General features: G+C 34.9%; 14 protein-coding genes and 1 pseudogene. 4 read left to right on the top strand and 11 right to left on the bottom strand.

All coding sequences use genetic code 11. From position 1 onward, the window contains the following. Window positions 1-57: 57 nt before the first annotated feature. Entirely contained in the window at window positions 58-1008 is a 951-nt protein-coding gene (locus C568_RS0121695; protein ID WP_003194814.1) for a DMT family transporter, read from the bottom strand. 269 nt (window positions 1009-1277) lie between these two features. Here C568_RS0121695 and C568_RS0121690 point away from each other — a divergent pair, with 269 nt between their 5' ends. Then, on the top strand, window positions 1278-3203 hold the full coding sequence (locus tag C568_RS0121690; protein ID WP_018782709.1) for a heavy metal translocating P-type ATPase: 1926 nt from the start codon (window positions 1278-1280) through the stop codon (window positions 3201-3203). Window positions 3204-3384: 181 nt separating this feature from the next. Here C568_RS0121690 and C568_RS0121680 read toward each other — a convergent pair whose 3' ends face one another. From C568_RS0121680 to C568_RS0121670, 3 genes are read right to left on the bottom strand one after another with little or no spacing between them, the layout of a single operon-like run. Then, window positions 3385-4254 (bottom strand): YihY/virulence factor BrkB family protein, encoded by an 870-nt coding sequence (locus tag C568_RS0121680; RefSeq protein WP_006093367.1) that lies wholly within the window; start codon window positions 4252-4254, stop codon window positions 3385-3387. 6 nt (window positions 4255-4260) lie between these two features. After that, complete coding sequence (locus C568_RS0121675) at window positions 4261-4776, bottom strand: DUF4075 domain-containing protein (protein ID WP_006093368.1); 516 nt, start codon at window positions 4774-4776, stop codon at window positions 4261-4263. Between the two features lie 53 nt (window positions 4777-4829). Then, the gene (locus C568_RS0121670) at window positions 4830-5294 is read right to left on the bottom strand and encodes a low molecular weight protein-tyrosine-phosphatase (protein WP_018782708.1); all 465 of its coding nucleotides are present in this window, start codon (window positions 5292-5294) and stop codon (window positions 4830-4832) included. A gap of 171 nt (window positions 5295-5465) precedes the next feature. Here C568_RS0121670 and C568_RS0121665 point away from each other — a divergent pair, with 171 nt between their 5' ends. Both C568_RS0121665 and C568_RS0121660 read left to right on the top strand, forming a co-directional pair. Continuing rightward, complete coding sequence (locus tag C568_RS0121665) at window positions 5466-5690, top strand: DUF1128 domain-containing protein (protein ID WP_003194805.1); 225 nt, start codon at window positions 5466-5468, stop codon at window positions 5688-5690. Window positions 5691-5884: 194 nt separating this feature from the next. Continuing rightward, entirely contained in the window at window positions 5885-8551 is a 2667-nt protein-coding gene (locus tag C568_RS0121660) for a cation-translocating P-type ATPase (protein WP_018782707.1), read from the top strand. A 35-nt stretch (window positions 8552-8586) separates the two neighbouring features. Here C568_RS0121660 and C568_RS0121655 read toward each other — a convergent pair whose 3' ends face one another. The 7 genes and pseudogenes from C568_RS0121655 to C568_RS0121625 form a co-directional block, all read right to left on the bottom strand. After that, entirely contained in the window at window positions 8587-9669 is a 1083-nt protein-coding gene (locus C568_RS0121655) for a toxic anion resistance protein (RefSeq protein WP_003194801.1), read from the bottom strand. Between the two features lie 18 nt (window positions 9670-9687). Next, entirely contained in the window at window positions 9688-11319 is a 1632-nt protein-coding gene (locus C568_RS0121650) for a YceG family protein (protein WP_018782706.1), read from the bottom strand. 117 nt (window positions 11320-11436) lie between these two features. Next, the gene (locus tag C568_RS0121645; RefSeq protein WP_006093374.1) at window positions 11437-12225 is read right to left on the bottom strand and encodes a TerC family protein; all 789 of its coding nucleotides are present in this window, start codon (window positions 12223-12225) and stop codon (window positions 11437-11439) included. 72 nt (window positions 12226-12297) lie between these two features. After that, the gene (locus tag C568_RS0121640; RefSeq protein ID WP_006093376.1) at window positions 12298-12876 is read right to left on the bottom strand and encodes a TerD family protein; all 579 of its coding nucleotides are present in this window, start codon (window positions 12874-12876) and stop codon (window positions 12298-12300) included. Window positions 12877-13133: 257 nt separating this feature from the next. Beyond that, window positions 13134-13718: a TerD family protein gene (locus C568_RS0121635; RefSeq protein ID WP_003194793.1), complete on the bottom strand. Its 585-nt coding sequence runs from the start codon at window positions 13716-13718 to the stop codon at window positions 13134-13136. Between the two features lie 23 nt (window positions 13719-13741). After that, window positions 13742-14338: a TerD family protein gene (locus C568_RS0121630; protein WP_006093378.1), complete on the bottom strand. Its 597-nt coding sequence runs from the start codon at window positions 14336-14338 to the stop codon at window positions 13742-13744. A 128-nt stretch (window positions 14339-14466) separates the two neighbouring features. Continuing rightward, window positions 14467-14658: pseudogene (locus C568_RS0121625) on the bottom strand (ROK family protein); the annotation flags it as partial. Between the two features lie 76 nt (window positions 14659-14734). Between C568_RS0121625 and C568_RS0121620 the strand changes: the two are divergent. After that, window positions 14735-15586, top strand: coding sequence for a beta-channel forming cytolysin (locus tag C568_RS0121620; RefSeq protein WP_018782705.1), 852 nt, complete (start codon window positions 14735-14737; stop codon window positions 15584-15586). The last annotated feature ends 611 nt before the right edge of the window (window positions 15587-16197 follow it).

Genomic DNA, 16197 nt, shown 5'->3' with positions numbered 1-16197 from the left:
AAAGAGGAACACTCCTATCCTTTTTTCTAAAACTAAAAGAAATTAATCCTACTCTTTTTATGCCGCTTGTTTCTCTTGCTCCGTTTTTTGCATATTTGGTGTCCGATTTACTACGATAATACCCGCTGCTACACATGCTAATCCAAATAAAACAAATGAATGAATTGCTTCCCCTAAAATCATGCTGGATAATAAGACTCCAAATACTGGTATAAAGAACATATACATCGATACTTTTCCGACCTTGTTATACTTCATAACTGTATTCCATATACAGAACCCCGCCGCTGATAAGAAGGATAAATAAAGTAACATAGATAGTGCTTTCATATTGAATACAAAAGGCATAAATCCAACTTGAAAAATACCAATACATAATAATCCGATAGATCCAAAAATCATCTGATATGCTGTCATGTACCCAACATCTAATGTTTTACTTCCTTCTTTTGCCAATATATTTCCATATGAATACATCATCGCGGCCCCAAGAAGCAATAATTCACCAATTCCAAAATGAAACGCCATACTTCCATCACTTGGAACATTCACAAGAATCACACCACAAAAACCGATAGACACGCCAATTACTTTTCGAATATTTAATGCATCATCTTTATACAAAAAATGCGCAATTAAAATTTGAAAAAAAGATGATGTACCAGAAATAATAGCACCTTCAATTCCAGAACTGTAACTCATACCAATATAAAAGCATACATATTGTAGAAATGTTTGAAATAAACCAATTTGCACTAATTGCTTCCCTGTTTCTTTTTTGAAATGCATATCTTTTCCTATTGCTTTAAAAAAGAATAAGAGCATCACACCAGATAAGAAAAAGCGATAACCAGCAAATAATATTTGCTCGCCAACTTCATGTGGCTGAATTCCGAGTTCAGCATAACTTAATTTAATAAAAGGAAATGCGCTTCCCCATAGAAATGTCGCTGCTAGCGCTGCAGCAAACACACCAATTGGATGGGTAAAAAATTTCTCTGTCTTCACTTATCGTCTTCCTTTCCGACCTTTTTACGAACAATATTCATATATACCAAAGGAAACGCAAAAAAACAAGTTTTTCAATTTGATATATAAACAAAAACATATTCTCAAGTAAAAACATATGATATAATATAGAATAATTACAAAATAATAACTGATAAAATTTTTCAATAGAAATGCTGCTATCCGTATGGATGGCAGCTTTCGTCGTTTTATGGGGATTTCGATTTTGATTCTTTTTCTCAATAAGAATTTGGAAGGAGCGAGTAATAATGAACTCAGAAGTAAAAGCATTACCATCAAAAAAGAATATGTCTAACCCATCCTGGATTCAATCATTCCAAAAGCATTATGAACTTATCTTTGCAATCCTATCTGGTGTTTTCATTTTATCCGGTTGGTTATTCACAAAAAACGAAGCAACAACTGCTGGGATAGTTTTTTATATCCTCGCTTATATAATTGGAGGATATGCGAAAGCGAAAGAAGGCATCGAAGATACAATAGAAGAAAAAGAGTTGAATGTAGAAATGTTAATGCTCTTCGCTGCCATTGGTGCCGCTATTATCGGATACTGGGCAGAAGGTGCCATCTTAATATTTATCTTTGCACTAAGCGGTGCAATGGAAGCTTATACATTAAGTAAAAGCCAAAAAGAAATTTCAGCACTGCTAGATTTACAACCTGAAGAAGCCTTGCTCATTTCACATGGAACAGAAGAACGTATTCCAGTAGCTCAGTTAGAAATTGATGACATCATTTTAATTAAGCCAGGTGAACGCGTACCTGCAGATGGTACAATTCATAGCGGTGAAACAAATATCGATGAAGCGGCTATCACTGGGGAGCCTATCCCAAATGAGAAAAAATTTGGTGATGAAGTATTCGCTGGAACCGTGAACCTACGCGGGGCTATTGAAGTTAAAATTACAAAAAGAAGCGACCAAACATTGTTTCAAAAAATTATCCGTCTCGTTCAAAACGCGCAAAGTGAAAAATCACCATCGCAACTTTTTATCGAAAAATTTGAAGGAACATATGTAAAAGGTGTACTTATCATCGTTGCTCTAATGATGTTTGTTCCTCATTTCCTACTAGATTGGAGCTGGAACGAAACATTTTATCGTGCCATGATTTTACTCGTTGTTGCTTCTCCATGTGCGCTTGTCGCATCGATTACACCAGCGACATTATCTGCTATTTCTAACGGCGCACGAAGCGGTATTTTATTTAAAGGTGGTATTCATTTAGAACGCCTTGCCTCAGTGAAGGCAATTGCCTTTGATAAAACAGGAACATTAACTCAAGGAAAACCGACTGTAACAGATGTTTACGTACGTGATGAAATAACAGAAAAAGATGTGTTGTATATTACAGCTTCTATCGAAAGTCATTCCACACACCCACTCGCAGAAGCTATCGTCAAGTACGCAAAACATGCATATGACATTACATTAACGAAACCCGAAAGTGTAGAAGATGTCACTGGATTTGGCTTAAAAGGAATTTTAGAAAATACAGCTTATAAGATTGGAAAGGCCGATTTTATTGGCGAAGAAACAAAAACTTTTCACAATGGTATCGCTACGACACTCGAACAAGAAGGAAAAACTGTTGTCTATATTAGTAATGAAAAAGGAATTCTTGGGCTTATTGCTTTAAAAGATACACTTCGCCAGGAAACAATTGCTGCTATTCGTGATTTACAAAGCATTGGTGTTGAAGCTATCATGATCACTGGTGATAACGAACAGACGGCTAAAGCAATTGCGACTGAAAGCAACATAAAAGAATACTACGCATCATGCTTACCAGAAACAAAAGTAGAAACGGTGAAGCAACTAAAAGAAAAATACGGTACAGTGGCAATGGTTGGCGACGGTATTAACGATGCTCCTGCACTCGCTACAGCAAGTATTGGCGTTGCTATGGGCGAAGGGACAGATGTTGCCTTAGAAACAGCAGATGTCGTTCTAATGAAAAATGAACTCTCTCGCCTTGCACAGGCCATTCGTTTATCAAAACGAATGAACCGCATTGTAAAACAAAATGTTATTTTTTCATTAGCAGTAATCGCAATGCTCATTTGCTCTAATTTCCTACAATTTTTAGCTCTTCCATTTGGCGTTATTGGTCACGAAGGAAGTACAATCCTTGTAATTTTAAACGGCTTACGTTTATTAAAAGGAAATAACTAAACGGGTCCCCAGAGGGAACCCGTTTTTTTAATGATAGCTATTATGTCCATTAGCACTGCTACTCGTTTTATGTTTTGGATGTGAGCTACTATTTTTTTTACCTTGGTTTTTGTTATTATGATTTTTTTTATTATTACTCATTTTGAATCCCCCCTGTTCCTCTTTATTATGGAACAGAAAATTATTTTTCATCACGGGAATTATTGTCACTTGTTCGATAAAAATGTAGTAATCCATTAATTTCTCCGCCAAGTAAAATGACCCAAGCCGTTAAATAGAACCATAACATTAAAATGATAATACCACCAAGACCACCGTATGTATTTGCATAATTTGCAAATTTATCCACGTAATAGGCAAATGAGTACGATACCACAATCCACCCAACCGTTGCAAATAATGCCCCTGATATAACTTCTCTTCTCTTTAACTTTCGATCAGGTGCAAATGTGTATAAAAAGCTAAATAAGGCAAATAACACTAAGAAACTGGCTACTAGCCGTATAATACTCCATACGAAAGAAAAGCTTTCTGATAAACCAAGCGCTTTAAAAACAGCTGCACCAATTACTTGTCCAAATACAGGAACAATTAACGCGAAGACAATCATAAAAATCATTGCTAGTGTAAGCACAATAGACAAAGCTCTCGTCGCGATAAAAGAGCGCGTTTCCTTTACATCATAGGCTCGGTTAAATGCATTCATAACTGCATTTACACCATTTGATGCAAACCATAACGTTGATAATAAACCAAACGATAATAAACCACCATTTTGTTCATTTACAACTTTATCTACGTTCACTTCAATTAAGTTCATTGCATCTTCTGGCACATAAGCCTCTAATAAACTGAGCACATCCTCTGTTTGAATTGGAATAAATCCAAGAAGCGTAATTAAAAAAACAAGTCCAGGAAAAATAGCAAGCAAGAAGAAATAAGCGAGCTGTGCTGCTAGGCCCGCTACGTCATCTCGCATCGTTCGGTCATATAGATCTTTCCCAAACGAATAGACACGATTTCCCCTTGCTTTCTCTAGAATTTTTTTCATATTTCTCTAAACGCTTTTCTTCTCTTCTTTATCTTGCTTTAACTCAATGTATGCTTCTGTTTTTTTTTCTTCTGCATTAGAGTCCTTCATAAATAATTCACGCGCTTCTTTCATTCCACCATCTTCAGCTACTACCGGTTCTTCTTCTACTTTTAATTCTTCTACTTTTGGAGACACAGCTTGAATTTCAATTGTTTCTGGCTTTTCCTCTCGTTCAATCTTTTTCTTACTAAAGATTTCTTTTGTTTCCTTTAACGTGCCAACAACAGCTGGCGTTAGCTTCTTTATTTCCGCTACCTTCGCCTTTACTACATTAAAATCTGCAAGTTCGCGTCCTTTATCTGTAACAGTTTGCACTTTTTCTTTTATCTTTGCATTCTCGCCAATTTCAATCATTTTTGATTTTGCTTTTTCTGCTGTATTTTTCACTTTTTCACGATTTTCTTTCTTAAGCATAGAAACAGCTACACCTGCTGCTACCCCAATTGCAATGTTTCGAGCTATATTATTCTTCTTTGCCATATTCCTTCACCCTTTCATTTCTTATGTTAGAAAGTATTTCTTTCTAAGCTTTCTCATATTCCTTGCTCATTTCGAATGAATGCTAATAATTTTGCACACCCTTCTGTTACAAGGTCATATACTTCTTGAAAGTTCCCTGTAAAATAAGGGTCAGGAACATCCGTCCAGCCACCGTCTGGAACAAAATCGGACAGTCTACCAATATAGCCTCCAGCTTTACCTAAAATTTCTAAATCTGCCATATTCTTGTTGTCCATGGCAATCATATAATCAAACTTTGTTAAGTCTTCTTTTTCTACTTGACGTGCTTTAATTCCTTCAAAAGAGACTTCATTTTCTTTTAAAACTTTTTGTGTTCCTTCATGAGGTGGATGACCAATATGCCAATCGCCTATTCCAGCAGAATCAATTTGAATTTTATCTTCTAATCCTTCTTGCACGACAAGATCACGAAAAATCGCTTCTGCCATCGGTGAACGACAAATGTTCCCAAGACAAACAAACAATACTTGAATCATATTTGTTTCTTCCCTTCTTGGTGCATTTCTTATATATACATATAGTATAAACAACCAATTATTAATTATAAAGGAAATCCCTACTAATTTAATAGGGTTGAAAAGTTTCATTAACGAAAATGATAAAAAATGTTAAGATATCTTTATGTTATTTCAAAGGGGGACACTTCGGTGGATTTATCCGTAAAATCGCAAGAAAATGTTGAATATATGGTAGAAGCTATTAAAGAAAAGTTACGCATGGTAAACGCAGGAGCAATGAGAGCTGAAAGCTTTAACCAAGAAATGTACGAAGATTTACGAGATATTTACGACCATGTAATGAAACGTGAAACATTCAGCATTAGTGAAATGCAGGCTATTACTGAAGAATTAGGTACGCTAATTAAAAAATAATGAAAAGTCCCTTATACAAAGGGACTTTTTTATTTCCGACAAATTAATGACACCCTTCCACTTTTCTACATCTATTTTCCAAATACTGTACAATAAAAGGAGAACTTCACCATAGACCTTCCCTTTCACCAAACTCTTTTTTTAATATTTATCTTATTACCATTGCTAACTGCTTTTACCGGAGGTGTTTATCTATGAGCAATTGGTACAGTAAAACGAAAGATCAAGCAATACTTGCACTTGAAACAAATGAACAACATGGTCTAACAGACGAAATGGTGCAAATTCGATTAAAAAAATATGGACGAAACGAACTCACTACAAAACAAAAACGGACTTTATGGCAACGTATTTTTTCTCAAATTAATGATGTTCTCGTCTATGTTCTTTTAATTGCCGCTCTTATTTCTGCCTTTGTTGGTGAGTGGGCCGATGCGAGCATTATTGCTCTCGTTGTTGTCTTAAATGCTGTAATTGGTGTCATTCAAGAATCGAAAGCAGAACAAGCTTTAGAAGCATTAAAAAAGATGGCAACGCCAAAAGCAATTGTAAAACGGGATGGTGAACTAAAAGAAATTCCGTCCGAAGATGTTGTTCCAGGAGATATCGTTATGCTTGATGCTGGACGTTATATTCCGTGTGACTTACGGCTTATTGAAACCGCCAATTTAAAAATTGAGGAATCTGCTTTAACAGGCGAATCTGTTCCTGTGGATAAAGATTCACTTTACCATCCTTCTCTTCAAAATGAAGAACAAATACCACTCGGTGATCAAAAAAATATGGCTTTTATGTCGACCCTTGTTACATACGGCCGAGGTGTTGGTGTTGCTGTTGAAACAGGAATGAAGTCTCAAATTGGAAAAATCGCTACTCTCTTGCATGAAGCGGATGATGATGCAACACCACTTCAAAAAAGCTTAGCTCAAGTCGGGAAATATTTAGGTTTTGTAGCAGTTGCAATCTGTATCACCATGTTCTTCATCGGATATTTCCAAGGCCGAGACACGTTAGAAATGTTCATGACTGCCATTAGCTTAGCGGTTGCAGCAATTCCAGAGGGATTACCAGCTATTGTTTCCATTGTTCTTGCAATTGGTGTGCAACGTATGATTAAACAAAACGTTATTATTCGTAAGCTTCCAGCCGTAGAAGCACTCGGTTCTGTTACAATTATTTGTTCAGATAAAACAGGAACATTAACACAAAATAAAATGACAGTTACTGATTTCTATAGTGACCATACATACGATAAACTAAAAAATTTAAATATAAACAATGATGCTCAGCGCTTATTATTAGAAAATATGATTTTATGCAACGATGCATCTTATAAGGCTGAATCACAAACTGGCGATCCAACAGAAATTGCTCTTCTTGTTGCCGGCAGCATCTTTCATCTTCAAAAGGATACTTTAGAAGATCAACATAGACGCGTGAACGAATTACCATTTGACTCCGAACGTAAAATGATGACAACATTGCATGAGTACAATGAAAACTATTACAGCATGACAAAAGGAGCAATTGATAAACTCTTACCTCGTTGTAAACATATCTTTATAAATGGTAAGACGGAGGTCTTAACCGAAGCAATTGAAGAACAAATATTAGAAGCTGCTCAAATGATGTCTCAAAAAGCTTTACGAGTACTATCATTTGCTTTCAAACAGTATGACACAAAAAACGTTAACACCAATCACATGGAAGAAAATCTTATATTCATCGGACTTGTCGGCATGATTGATCCACCGCGAACAGAAGTAAAAGCATCTATTGCAGAATGTAAAAACGCGGGAATTCGTACTGTTATGATTACAGGAGATCATAAAGATACCGCTTTTGCTATTGCAAAAGAACTTGGTATTGCTGAAAAAGAATCCGAAGTCATGATTGGAACGGAATTAGATCGTATTTCAGACGAAAAACTAACAAATGAAATTAATCATTTAAACGTCTTTGCACGCGTTTCTCCTGAACATAAAGTTAAAATTGTGAAGGCACTACGCGCAAAAGGAAATATTGTTTCTATGACTGGAGATGGTGTCAATGATGCACCATCTTTAAAACAAGCTGATATCGGAGTCGCAATGGGGATTACAGGAACAGATGTTGCTAAAGGTGCGGCTGACATGGTTTTAACAGATGATAACTTCTCATCTATTGTAAAAGCTGTTGAGGAAGGAAGAAATATTTATCGCAACATTAAAAAATCGATTCTTTTCTTACTCTCTTGCAACTTTGGAGAGATTATTGCACTCTTCTTAGCTATTTTACTCGGCTGGGCTACCCCACTTCGTCCGATTCACATTTTGTGGGTGAATTTAATTACAGATACACTCCCAGCTCTATCACTAGGTGTTGACCCAGAAGATCCGGATGTGATGAAAGAAAAGCCGCGTGATGCAAAAGAAAGCTTGTTTCATGGTAGCGTTCCTTTTCTTATTTTAAACGGGATTATAATTGGGTTCATCACGTTAATCGCCTTTATTGTTGGGGCAAAATTATATACAGGAGATACAAATATCTTCCCTCTTTTCCCATCTCAAATTGATGATGATGCTTTATTACATGCCCAAACGATGGCGTTTGTCGTACTCAGTTTTTCACAGCTTGTTCATTCATTCAATTTACGATCAAGTACAAAATCAATCTTTTCGATCGGAGTATTCACAAATAAATACTTAGTTTTCTCCCTACTTATTGGTGTACTTATGCAAGTATGCATTATCTCCATTCCACCGATTGCTAATATATTTGGCGTACATGCTTTAACTTTAAAAGATTGGGGATTTGTTATATTACTAAGTATTATTCCACTTGTTATAAACGAAATGATAAAAGTGTTTAAGAAAAATTAAAAGGCAATGAGGGAGCTCCTCATTGCCTTTTTACATTACCCTTGTAATTCTTTTTTTATATTCTCTGTAAGTTCCGCCATACGCTTGCGGCTTTCTTCACGTTCACGTTTGTTTTGTTCTTCAATTTGCTGTGTTTCTTGCATACCTCTTGAAATAATATTCCATGTTTCTTCAAGTGTTTCCATTTTAATACTAGAAGAACCAGAAATTCTTGCTACCTCTACACTTTGCGTTGCAATGTTTTGTGCATTTTTCTTAAGTAGTTCATTGGTACGACGGTCAAGCTCAGCCATAGAATCCGCAACAAGCTTTTGACGTTTTGCATTCACAGCCTGAATAATTCCATTTTTAAAAATAGGAATTGTTGTAATAAACGCTGTATTAATTTTACCGATTAATTTGTTATTACCACGCTGAATCATACGAATTTGTGGTGCTGTTAATAACGCAACCATACGAGCCTTCTCTAAATCATCAATGCGTTGCTCTAAAATTTCGACAGAGTTTCTTAAAGATTCTAATTCAATACCTGCCAATTGATCATTGTTACGAACGCGTTCTTCATACATTGGAACTAGTTCTGTATTTAGACGCTCTAATAACATTTCTCCTGCTACTACATATTTCTCTAAGTCTAAATAATATTTTAAGTTTTGTTCATATAAGCCATCTAACGTACCAATTGATTTTTTCATTTCATCTTGGTATTTCGTAATTTCCACGTACACTTTGTCCATTTCACGGCCCATCGTTTGATACTTACTAAAGATTTGTTCAATCATTTTATCCGCTTTTTTAAACATACGAGAGAAAAAGCCACTTTTCTCTTCCGCGAAATCTTTACTATCAAATCTGTCCATAATTTTACCAAGCTGTTTTAAAAGTTCACCGGAATCCTCTATCTTGGATAAAGACATCGTATGTAAAATTTGATCTGCAAAACGTGAAATCTCCATAGAAGGTTCTTTACCAAGTTCAATTAATTCCAGTTGATCTTTAATATCAACAGCATTATAAATACGTTGAACTTCAGCATCTTGTCTAAGCTGTAAACGAACATCTTGTGCAATTTGCTCATTCAATTCTGTTTTTGAATCTAGTACGACTGGATTATTCATGTATGATTCTCCCTTTCCTTATAAAAATGGACGAAATAGTCCTTTAATTGTTTGAGATAAGTTCTTGTAGGCTGATGAACCATGAAATTCAAGATCTAAATTCACTTCTTCGAGCCAATGCGAATCAAACGCTCCCGCTTCAATATACTGCTCAATATCATTTCGACCGCTTGGATTAAAATGTAGTACATCAATTCCAATTTGATTTAAAAACAACAACAAGACAGCATCAGAACGAGTTAATTCCCCACTCTTTTCATTATTAAATATAACAATTTTCGGTACTTCTTGCGAATAATCAAATTTCTCAAGTAACTCTAAAATATGAGGTGGAATTTGGGAAAGCTGTGCAAAAACATACAGTGCTACCTCTTGTTTTGTCTCTTTTCCAACTGGTTTACAAAGTTCACTTTCACACGTATGAATAATAGCTTCTGCAATCCCATGTTGCAGCCCTTCAGGTAAACGCTTATGTGGCCACCAATGACTATTCATAATTTGATCGGGATGCAGATTTCCAGCACGGTCTAACGCATCACGATAATGAAATTGAAAATTCGCTTTTTGTTCTTTTGTAAATGGGAATGTATTAATTAATAAGCTGTTATCAAACGATGTGACAGCTTTCAATCGCTGAAAATATTCTTTATCATTTTTTGAAACACCTGACACTTTCGCAAATAAAGACGGAATATAAATATGTTTATTTTCCACAAAGAATGTCGGGCGTATAAATGCTTTTTCTTTCGTAATTATAAAGAGTTCATCGTATGTTGTCTTCAGCGTACGTGCTACAGGCGTGTACGTACGAAATTGCCACGGTTTGTATAATAATGAATTATCATGATGAAGCACTTTTTCAATTTCTTTCGATGCTTGATAAGCTACCGTTGCAACACGCTCACGACGCCGATCAGGGAATGGCTCTAATGAAACGCGACCTGGATGAGAAACGACAAAAGTCCTATCTTCATCATCAATGCTTTCAAAACCATCTTTTCCTTCTGGATGATAATAGAGAACATCACATCCGAGCATAATAAGAAAATATAAGAAATAGATCTGACTCTCTTTCGCATCACCGTACCAGACGATACGCGGCATTTGTTTCTTATAATTAATTGCAGAAAACCATTTCGCTACGTAATTTTCGCTTAATTTAATTATATCAATTAAGAAACGGCGAAATCCTTCTGTTTTTAAAGATTGATTATGCTGTTTCTCATACAATTTCAATACAGTGATAAATGCTGTATGTATATAGTGTTGTAAATCTGGATTATCCACTTTTGGTAACAATTGCTTTCCTGATAAATGTGCAACAAGACGGTTTACAGTAAGTCCATTTGGCGCTTCTTGATGTAATGTAAATACTTCTTGAATTTGGCGGAGCTTCTCAGAATCGATTACTTTATTTAAATTCTGTTCGTGTAGTACAGTAATTCCTTTTGCTTCGCTATAATCAAATAGTTCATTAAAATATTCATCTACATCGTTTGGGACACCAAGAATACGACAAGCTATATAGCTAAATTTCATCTCATTCTCTGTTAATTCATATTGTGGGCGTTTTTCTAAAATCATTTCGAATTGTTTTAAGTCAGCTTCTTCTTTTAATGCATATGGATGAAGTGTAAAACGCGAAAACACGACAGTTCACCTCCAGAAACATTTACTTTTTTAAAGAAATAATATCTTATCTTTTTATTATAAACTATTTTAAGTTATAAAAAATGGGCGCTCGCATAACGAGCAAACCCATTTCAATTATTTATCTTCTTTCTTAGTAGCTGCAATCTCTTCTCGGGCTTGTCCAGAATTTCGCATATAATGCAAAATAAATGTTGCACCAAATGCGATAACTAAAATCATAAAGAATAGCCAGTGTGGCACTTCAATATGAATAACAGATAGTAACATCTTCGCTGCAATAATTAAAATTAAAATATACGCCGTTGATTCAAGCTCTGGAATACGTTCTAGTAATCTTAAGAATACACCTGCAATACCACGCATCATTAAAATACCAAGCATTCCGCCCAGAAGCAGAATCCATACTTCATTGGATACACCAAACGCTGCAAGAACGCTATCTACTGAAAATGCAATATCCATTAATTCAACCATGACAACTGTTCCCCAGAATACACCAAACATTCTAAAAAGAATACTATTTTGGTTCAGGCCATGTTCTTCTTCTTCACTATTTTCTTTTCGTTTATCAATGAAATATTTAATAGAAAGCCATGCAAGGTACAATGCTCCTAATACTTTTACCCACCATAATTTAATTAAGAACATACCGATTCCAATTGCAATAAAACGGAATGCATATGCACCAATTAACCCATAAAATAATGCCTTTTTGCGTTTTTCTTCTGGTAAATGTTTTACCATTACCGCTAACACAAGGGCGTTATCGGCAGATAGTAAGCCTTCAAGTACAACAAGTGTACCAATTAATCCCCAAGATACAGGATCTTGTAATACTTTAATCCACATGTCCAAGTCAAAAAATTGGGCATACGTATCAAGGATTCCTTGTAAAATGCTCATCTTACTGTTTTCCCCTATTCTTTGCTAGATTTATAGAAAGGTCAAAAAAAGGAAACGAAGTTCGTTTCCTTCTTATGCATCCAAGCCATACGCTCTTACAAGCGCACCTAATCCGCCTTGGAATCCACTTCCTACTGCATTAAACTTCCACTGTCCATTATGACGGTATAATTCACAAAAGACAACTGCTGTTTCAATGGAGAAATCTTCTCCTAAATCAAAACGAAGAACTTCTTCATTTGTCTCTTCATTTGCTAAACGAACAAATGCATTTGCAACTTGTCCAAAGTTTTGATTGCGACCTTCCGCATCATAAATCGTAACTGTAATTGCAATTTTATGAACACCTGCTGGAACTTTAGTTAAATCCACAACAAGTTGCTCATCATCGCCTTCGCCTTCACCTGTACGGTTGTCACCTGTATGTAAAACTGATTCACAAGGAGATTGTAAGTTGTTATAGAAAATAAAATCTGTTTCTTTCGTACATTTTCCATTCGCATCTAATAAAAAAGCTGATGCGTCTAAATCATAATCAGATCCGCCATCATATGATTTAATATCCCAACCAAGGCCGATAACTGCTTTTGTAAGACCTGGACTTGTCTTACCTAAATCAATCTTCTGTCCTTTTTGTAATTGAATAACCATTTATATTCACCTCTTATACTATGATTCTAAAAAGTATATACACGAGTAAAGTATATGTTCACTCATATATATCCATTTTGATGTTTCAACATTTAAGTTGCTGCTGTGAAAAAACAAAAGTGACCTGCACTTTCTTTTCATTTGGCATGAGGCAGGAAGAGAATCTGACCGCTTCTATTCATGGCCGGATGCTCTCTCCCACCTAAAAAGAAAGCTTTTATGCCGGTTTTTCAATTTGTATTTATATATTTTTCTTATTACTCTACATCTAAACCAAAGTTGCTACACAAAGCACCTAATCCGCCTTGGAATCCACTTCCAATTGCATTAAACTTCCAATCCCCAGCATGACGATATAACTCACCGACTACTACTGCTGTTTCAATAGAGAAGTCCTCACCAAGATCATAACGAATTAGCTCTGCACCTTTTTCTTCATCTACAATACGTACGAAAGAATTAGATACTTGTCCGAAGTTTTGGCTACGGCTTTCTCCGTCATAAATTGTAATTGTAAAACAAATACGCTCAATATGAGCAGGAACATTCTTTAAATCTACTTTAATTGTTTCATCATCGCCTTCGCCTTCGCCAGTACGATTATCTCCTAGATGCTCTACAGAACCGTTTGCTCCCTTTGGATTATTATAAAAAACAAAGTCTTCTGAGCCTGATACTTTTCCGTTTGCACCTACTAAGAAAATACTAACGTCTAAATCAAAATCATTTTGTCCATCATAGCGGTTTGTATCCCAGCCAAGACCTACAAGAACGTTAGAAAGACCTGGATTTGTTTTTGTTAAATCTACTTTCTGTCCTTTTTTTAACGAAATCGATGCCATATATTATTCCTCCTTAAATTGTATTACTGATAACGTGATACAATCTCACTTAAATTCTTATCTTGTGTACCTTCTCCAACTGCAGAAAACTTCCATTCATTCCCATCGCGATACATTTCGCCTGCAACTAACGTTGTTTTCCCGCCGTAATTTTCCGATAAATTATAACGCGCTAATTCTTCACGTGTTTGCGGATTTTGAATACGAATATATGCGTTCTGAATCATGCCAAAATCTTGGCGACGATTCACGCAATCATAAATATTTACAACAAATACTAAACGATTAATACGACTCGGAACTTTATGTAATTCCACGAAAATTGTTTCATCATCGCCAGAACCTTCACCTGTTAAATTATCACCTGAATGAATAATACTTCCACAAGCAGAGAGTTTATTTCCAAAATAAACAAGATCATTTTTATTTAAAAAACGATCATTTTCTAGCATAATCACAGATGCATCACAATCGATGTTTGGTTTACTTCCAAATAACGAAGATAGAAATCCACCTGATTGTCCAATTGGATCCCATCCTAAGCCAACCTGTAATTTTGCTACTCCTGGTTGTCCCTTCGTTAAATCAATCTTCTGTCCTTTTTCTAAAATAATAGGCATGAAGTTTCTTCCTTTCTACAAGGTATTTTCCAAATGGGAAAATATTGTATTCTCCTCTTATATTGTAGCATCATTTGTCAATTGAAAAAAAGAATAAATTTTCAATTATATGAAAATATCTGTATCATTTATTCATAGGGATGTAATAAGTGGTAAATTGAACCAATCATTCCCGCATGATTGCGATTTTGCGCTAAACTAATCTCACATGTATTATAAATTTCTTGATGCAAATATTTCTGTACTTCTTCTTTCACTTCATCTAATAACTTAGTACCTCTTGCCGTAATACCACCACCAATAATAATCGTTTGTGGATCTTTAGCATTTAACGCTTCATTTGTACACGCAGATTCTTTACCAAAAGTTGAAGAAATAGGACAAGGTGCGAAAATTATGCATAGTCTAGATTCAACTTATAATGCTGAAGCAAACATAAAAAATTCAATAAAAGTTTCATTCATTGATGATCCAAATACTGATAAAAAATATGCTATCGTTTTTACAGAAGGAAGTAATATTGCTTCGAATTTTTCGCGTGGTACTGGCACATATTCAGCTCAGATTTTCTGGCCATCCGCTTTTAAAACAGGGTTAGAAATTACAAGTAATGACAATGCAAAATTTTATAAAGTTTCACCTAAAAATGAAATTGAATCAAAAACAGTATCTTCTACAGTTTCATACAATGTAGGTGGGAGCTTAGAGGTTAAACCAGAAGGTCCCTCATCTTCCGTATCAGCTGGTGCATCTTGGTCCAATACTATATCATATGAACAACCAAATTATAAAACGTTTTTAACAAATAACACAGATAAAAAAGTAGATTGGAATGTAGAATTTAATCAATTTTATAATAAAGGATATGGACCTTATAATAGAGATTCAAATGGTTATTATGGTAATGAATTATTTATGAGCTCACGTACCGATCCACTCATTAATGCAGAAGATAATTTTTCATCAGACAGTGAACTTCCATCTCTAGTAAGATTTGGTTTCCAACCAAGTACAATGGCAATCATAATTGCAGATAAAAATGCAACTTCAACAGATTTATCTGTAAAACATGCTAGAGAACGAGATGTGTATACATTATCCTATGAATATTTAAAAGGTTGGATAGGATCAAATAGCAAAACCTATAAGCATCCTCACGACAAGTTTGGAACTATAGATAATTATAAAATTGATTGGCAAAATAATAAAATTATTCACCAAAATTCTAATCTACAAACATGGAATTAACAACAAATTCTTATCTATAATAGTTAAACCTATTCCAATACTGGAATAGGTTTTTTACTTAATATTTGAATGTGAACTTTTAAATATTAGTTTACTTTCAGTGATAGAAATAGCACCATATGCCCATCAACCTAATATTTTGGAGTATCCCAAAACAAAAATTCCACCTCACTACAGTTGTCTATGAGAATTCAGTTCATTTTTTTGTTTTAGAGAACAATTAATTTCTAATACATGTCTTAATGCGAAAATGTGATATTTCGTTACCTCCCTATATGCAATATTGCATATAAGAATGTATTGATAAAAATGTAAGCGCTTACTATAATAAAAGCATAAAGATAAATCACATCTTAGCATCAACAACAGAGGAGGAAATAATATGGCAATCGCAATGGCAGTTTTATCATTCTTAGGTGGAGTACTTCCATTAGTAACAGAACTTTTAAAAGCAGTAATGTAAGTTCATTATTCCGCAATTATTTATAAAAATTATCATACCTTAATACGAACAAAGAGGAGGAAATCATATGGCAATCGCAATGGCAGTTTTATCATTCTTAGGTGGAGTACTTCCATTAGTAACAGAACTTTTAAAAGCAGTAATGTAA

The organism is Bacillus sp. 95MFCvi2.1 (genome assembly GCF_000374965.1).
Taxonomy (GTDB): domain Bacteria; phylum Bacillota; class Bacilli; order Bacillales; family Bacillaceae_G; genus Bacillus_A; species Bacillus_A pseudomycoides.
The sequence above is the reverse complement of the archived record's forward strand: the minus strand, read 5'-3'. Positions and strand labels throughout refer to the sequence as shown.

Coding starts and splice junctions, on each gene's coding strand:
- C568_RS0121690 (WP_018782709.1), top strand. CDS start 1,278: ATGAACTCAGAAGTAAAAGCATTACCATCAAAAAAGAATATGTCTAAC.
- C568_RS0121680 (WP_006093367.1), bottom strand. CDS start 4,254: ATGAAAAAAATTCTAGAGAAAGCAAGGGGAAATCGTGTCTATTCGTTT.
- C568_RS0121675 (WP_006093368.1), bottom strand. CDS start 4,776: ATGGCAAAGAAGAATAATATAGCTCGAAACATTGCAATTGGGGTAGCA.
- C568_RS0121670 (WP_018782708.1), bottom strand. CDS start 5,294: ATGATTCAAGTATTGTTTGTTTGTCTTGGGAACATTTGTCGTTCACCG.
- C568_RS0121660 (WP_018782707.1), top strand. CDS start 5,885: ATGAGCAATTGGTACAGTAAAACGAAAGATCAAGCAATACTTGCACTT.
- C568_RS0121655 (WP_003194801.1), bottom strand. CDS start 9,669: ATGAATAATCCAGTCGTACTAGATTCAAAAACAGAATTGAATGAGCAA.
- C568_RS0121645 (WP_006093374.1), bottom strand. CDS start 12,225: ATGAGCATTTTACAAGGAATCCTTGATACGTATGCCCAATTTTTTGAC.
- C568_RS0121640 (WP_006093376.1), bottom strand. CDS start 12,876: ATGGTTATTCAATTACAAAAAGGACAGAAGATTGATTTAGGTAAGACA.
- C568_RS0121635 (WP_003194793.1), bottom strand. CDS start 13,718: ATGGCATCGATTTCGTTAAAAAAAGGACAGAAAGTAGATTTAACAAAA.
- C568_RS0121630 (WP_006093378.1), bottom strand. CDS start 14,338: ATGCCTATTATTTTAGAAAAAGGACAGAAGATTGATTTAACGAAGGGA.
- C568_RS0121620 (WP_018782705.1), top strand. CDS start 14,735: ATGCATAGTCTAGATTCAACTTATAATGCTGAAGCAAACATAAAAAAT.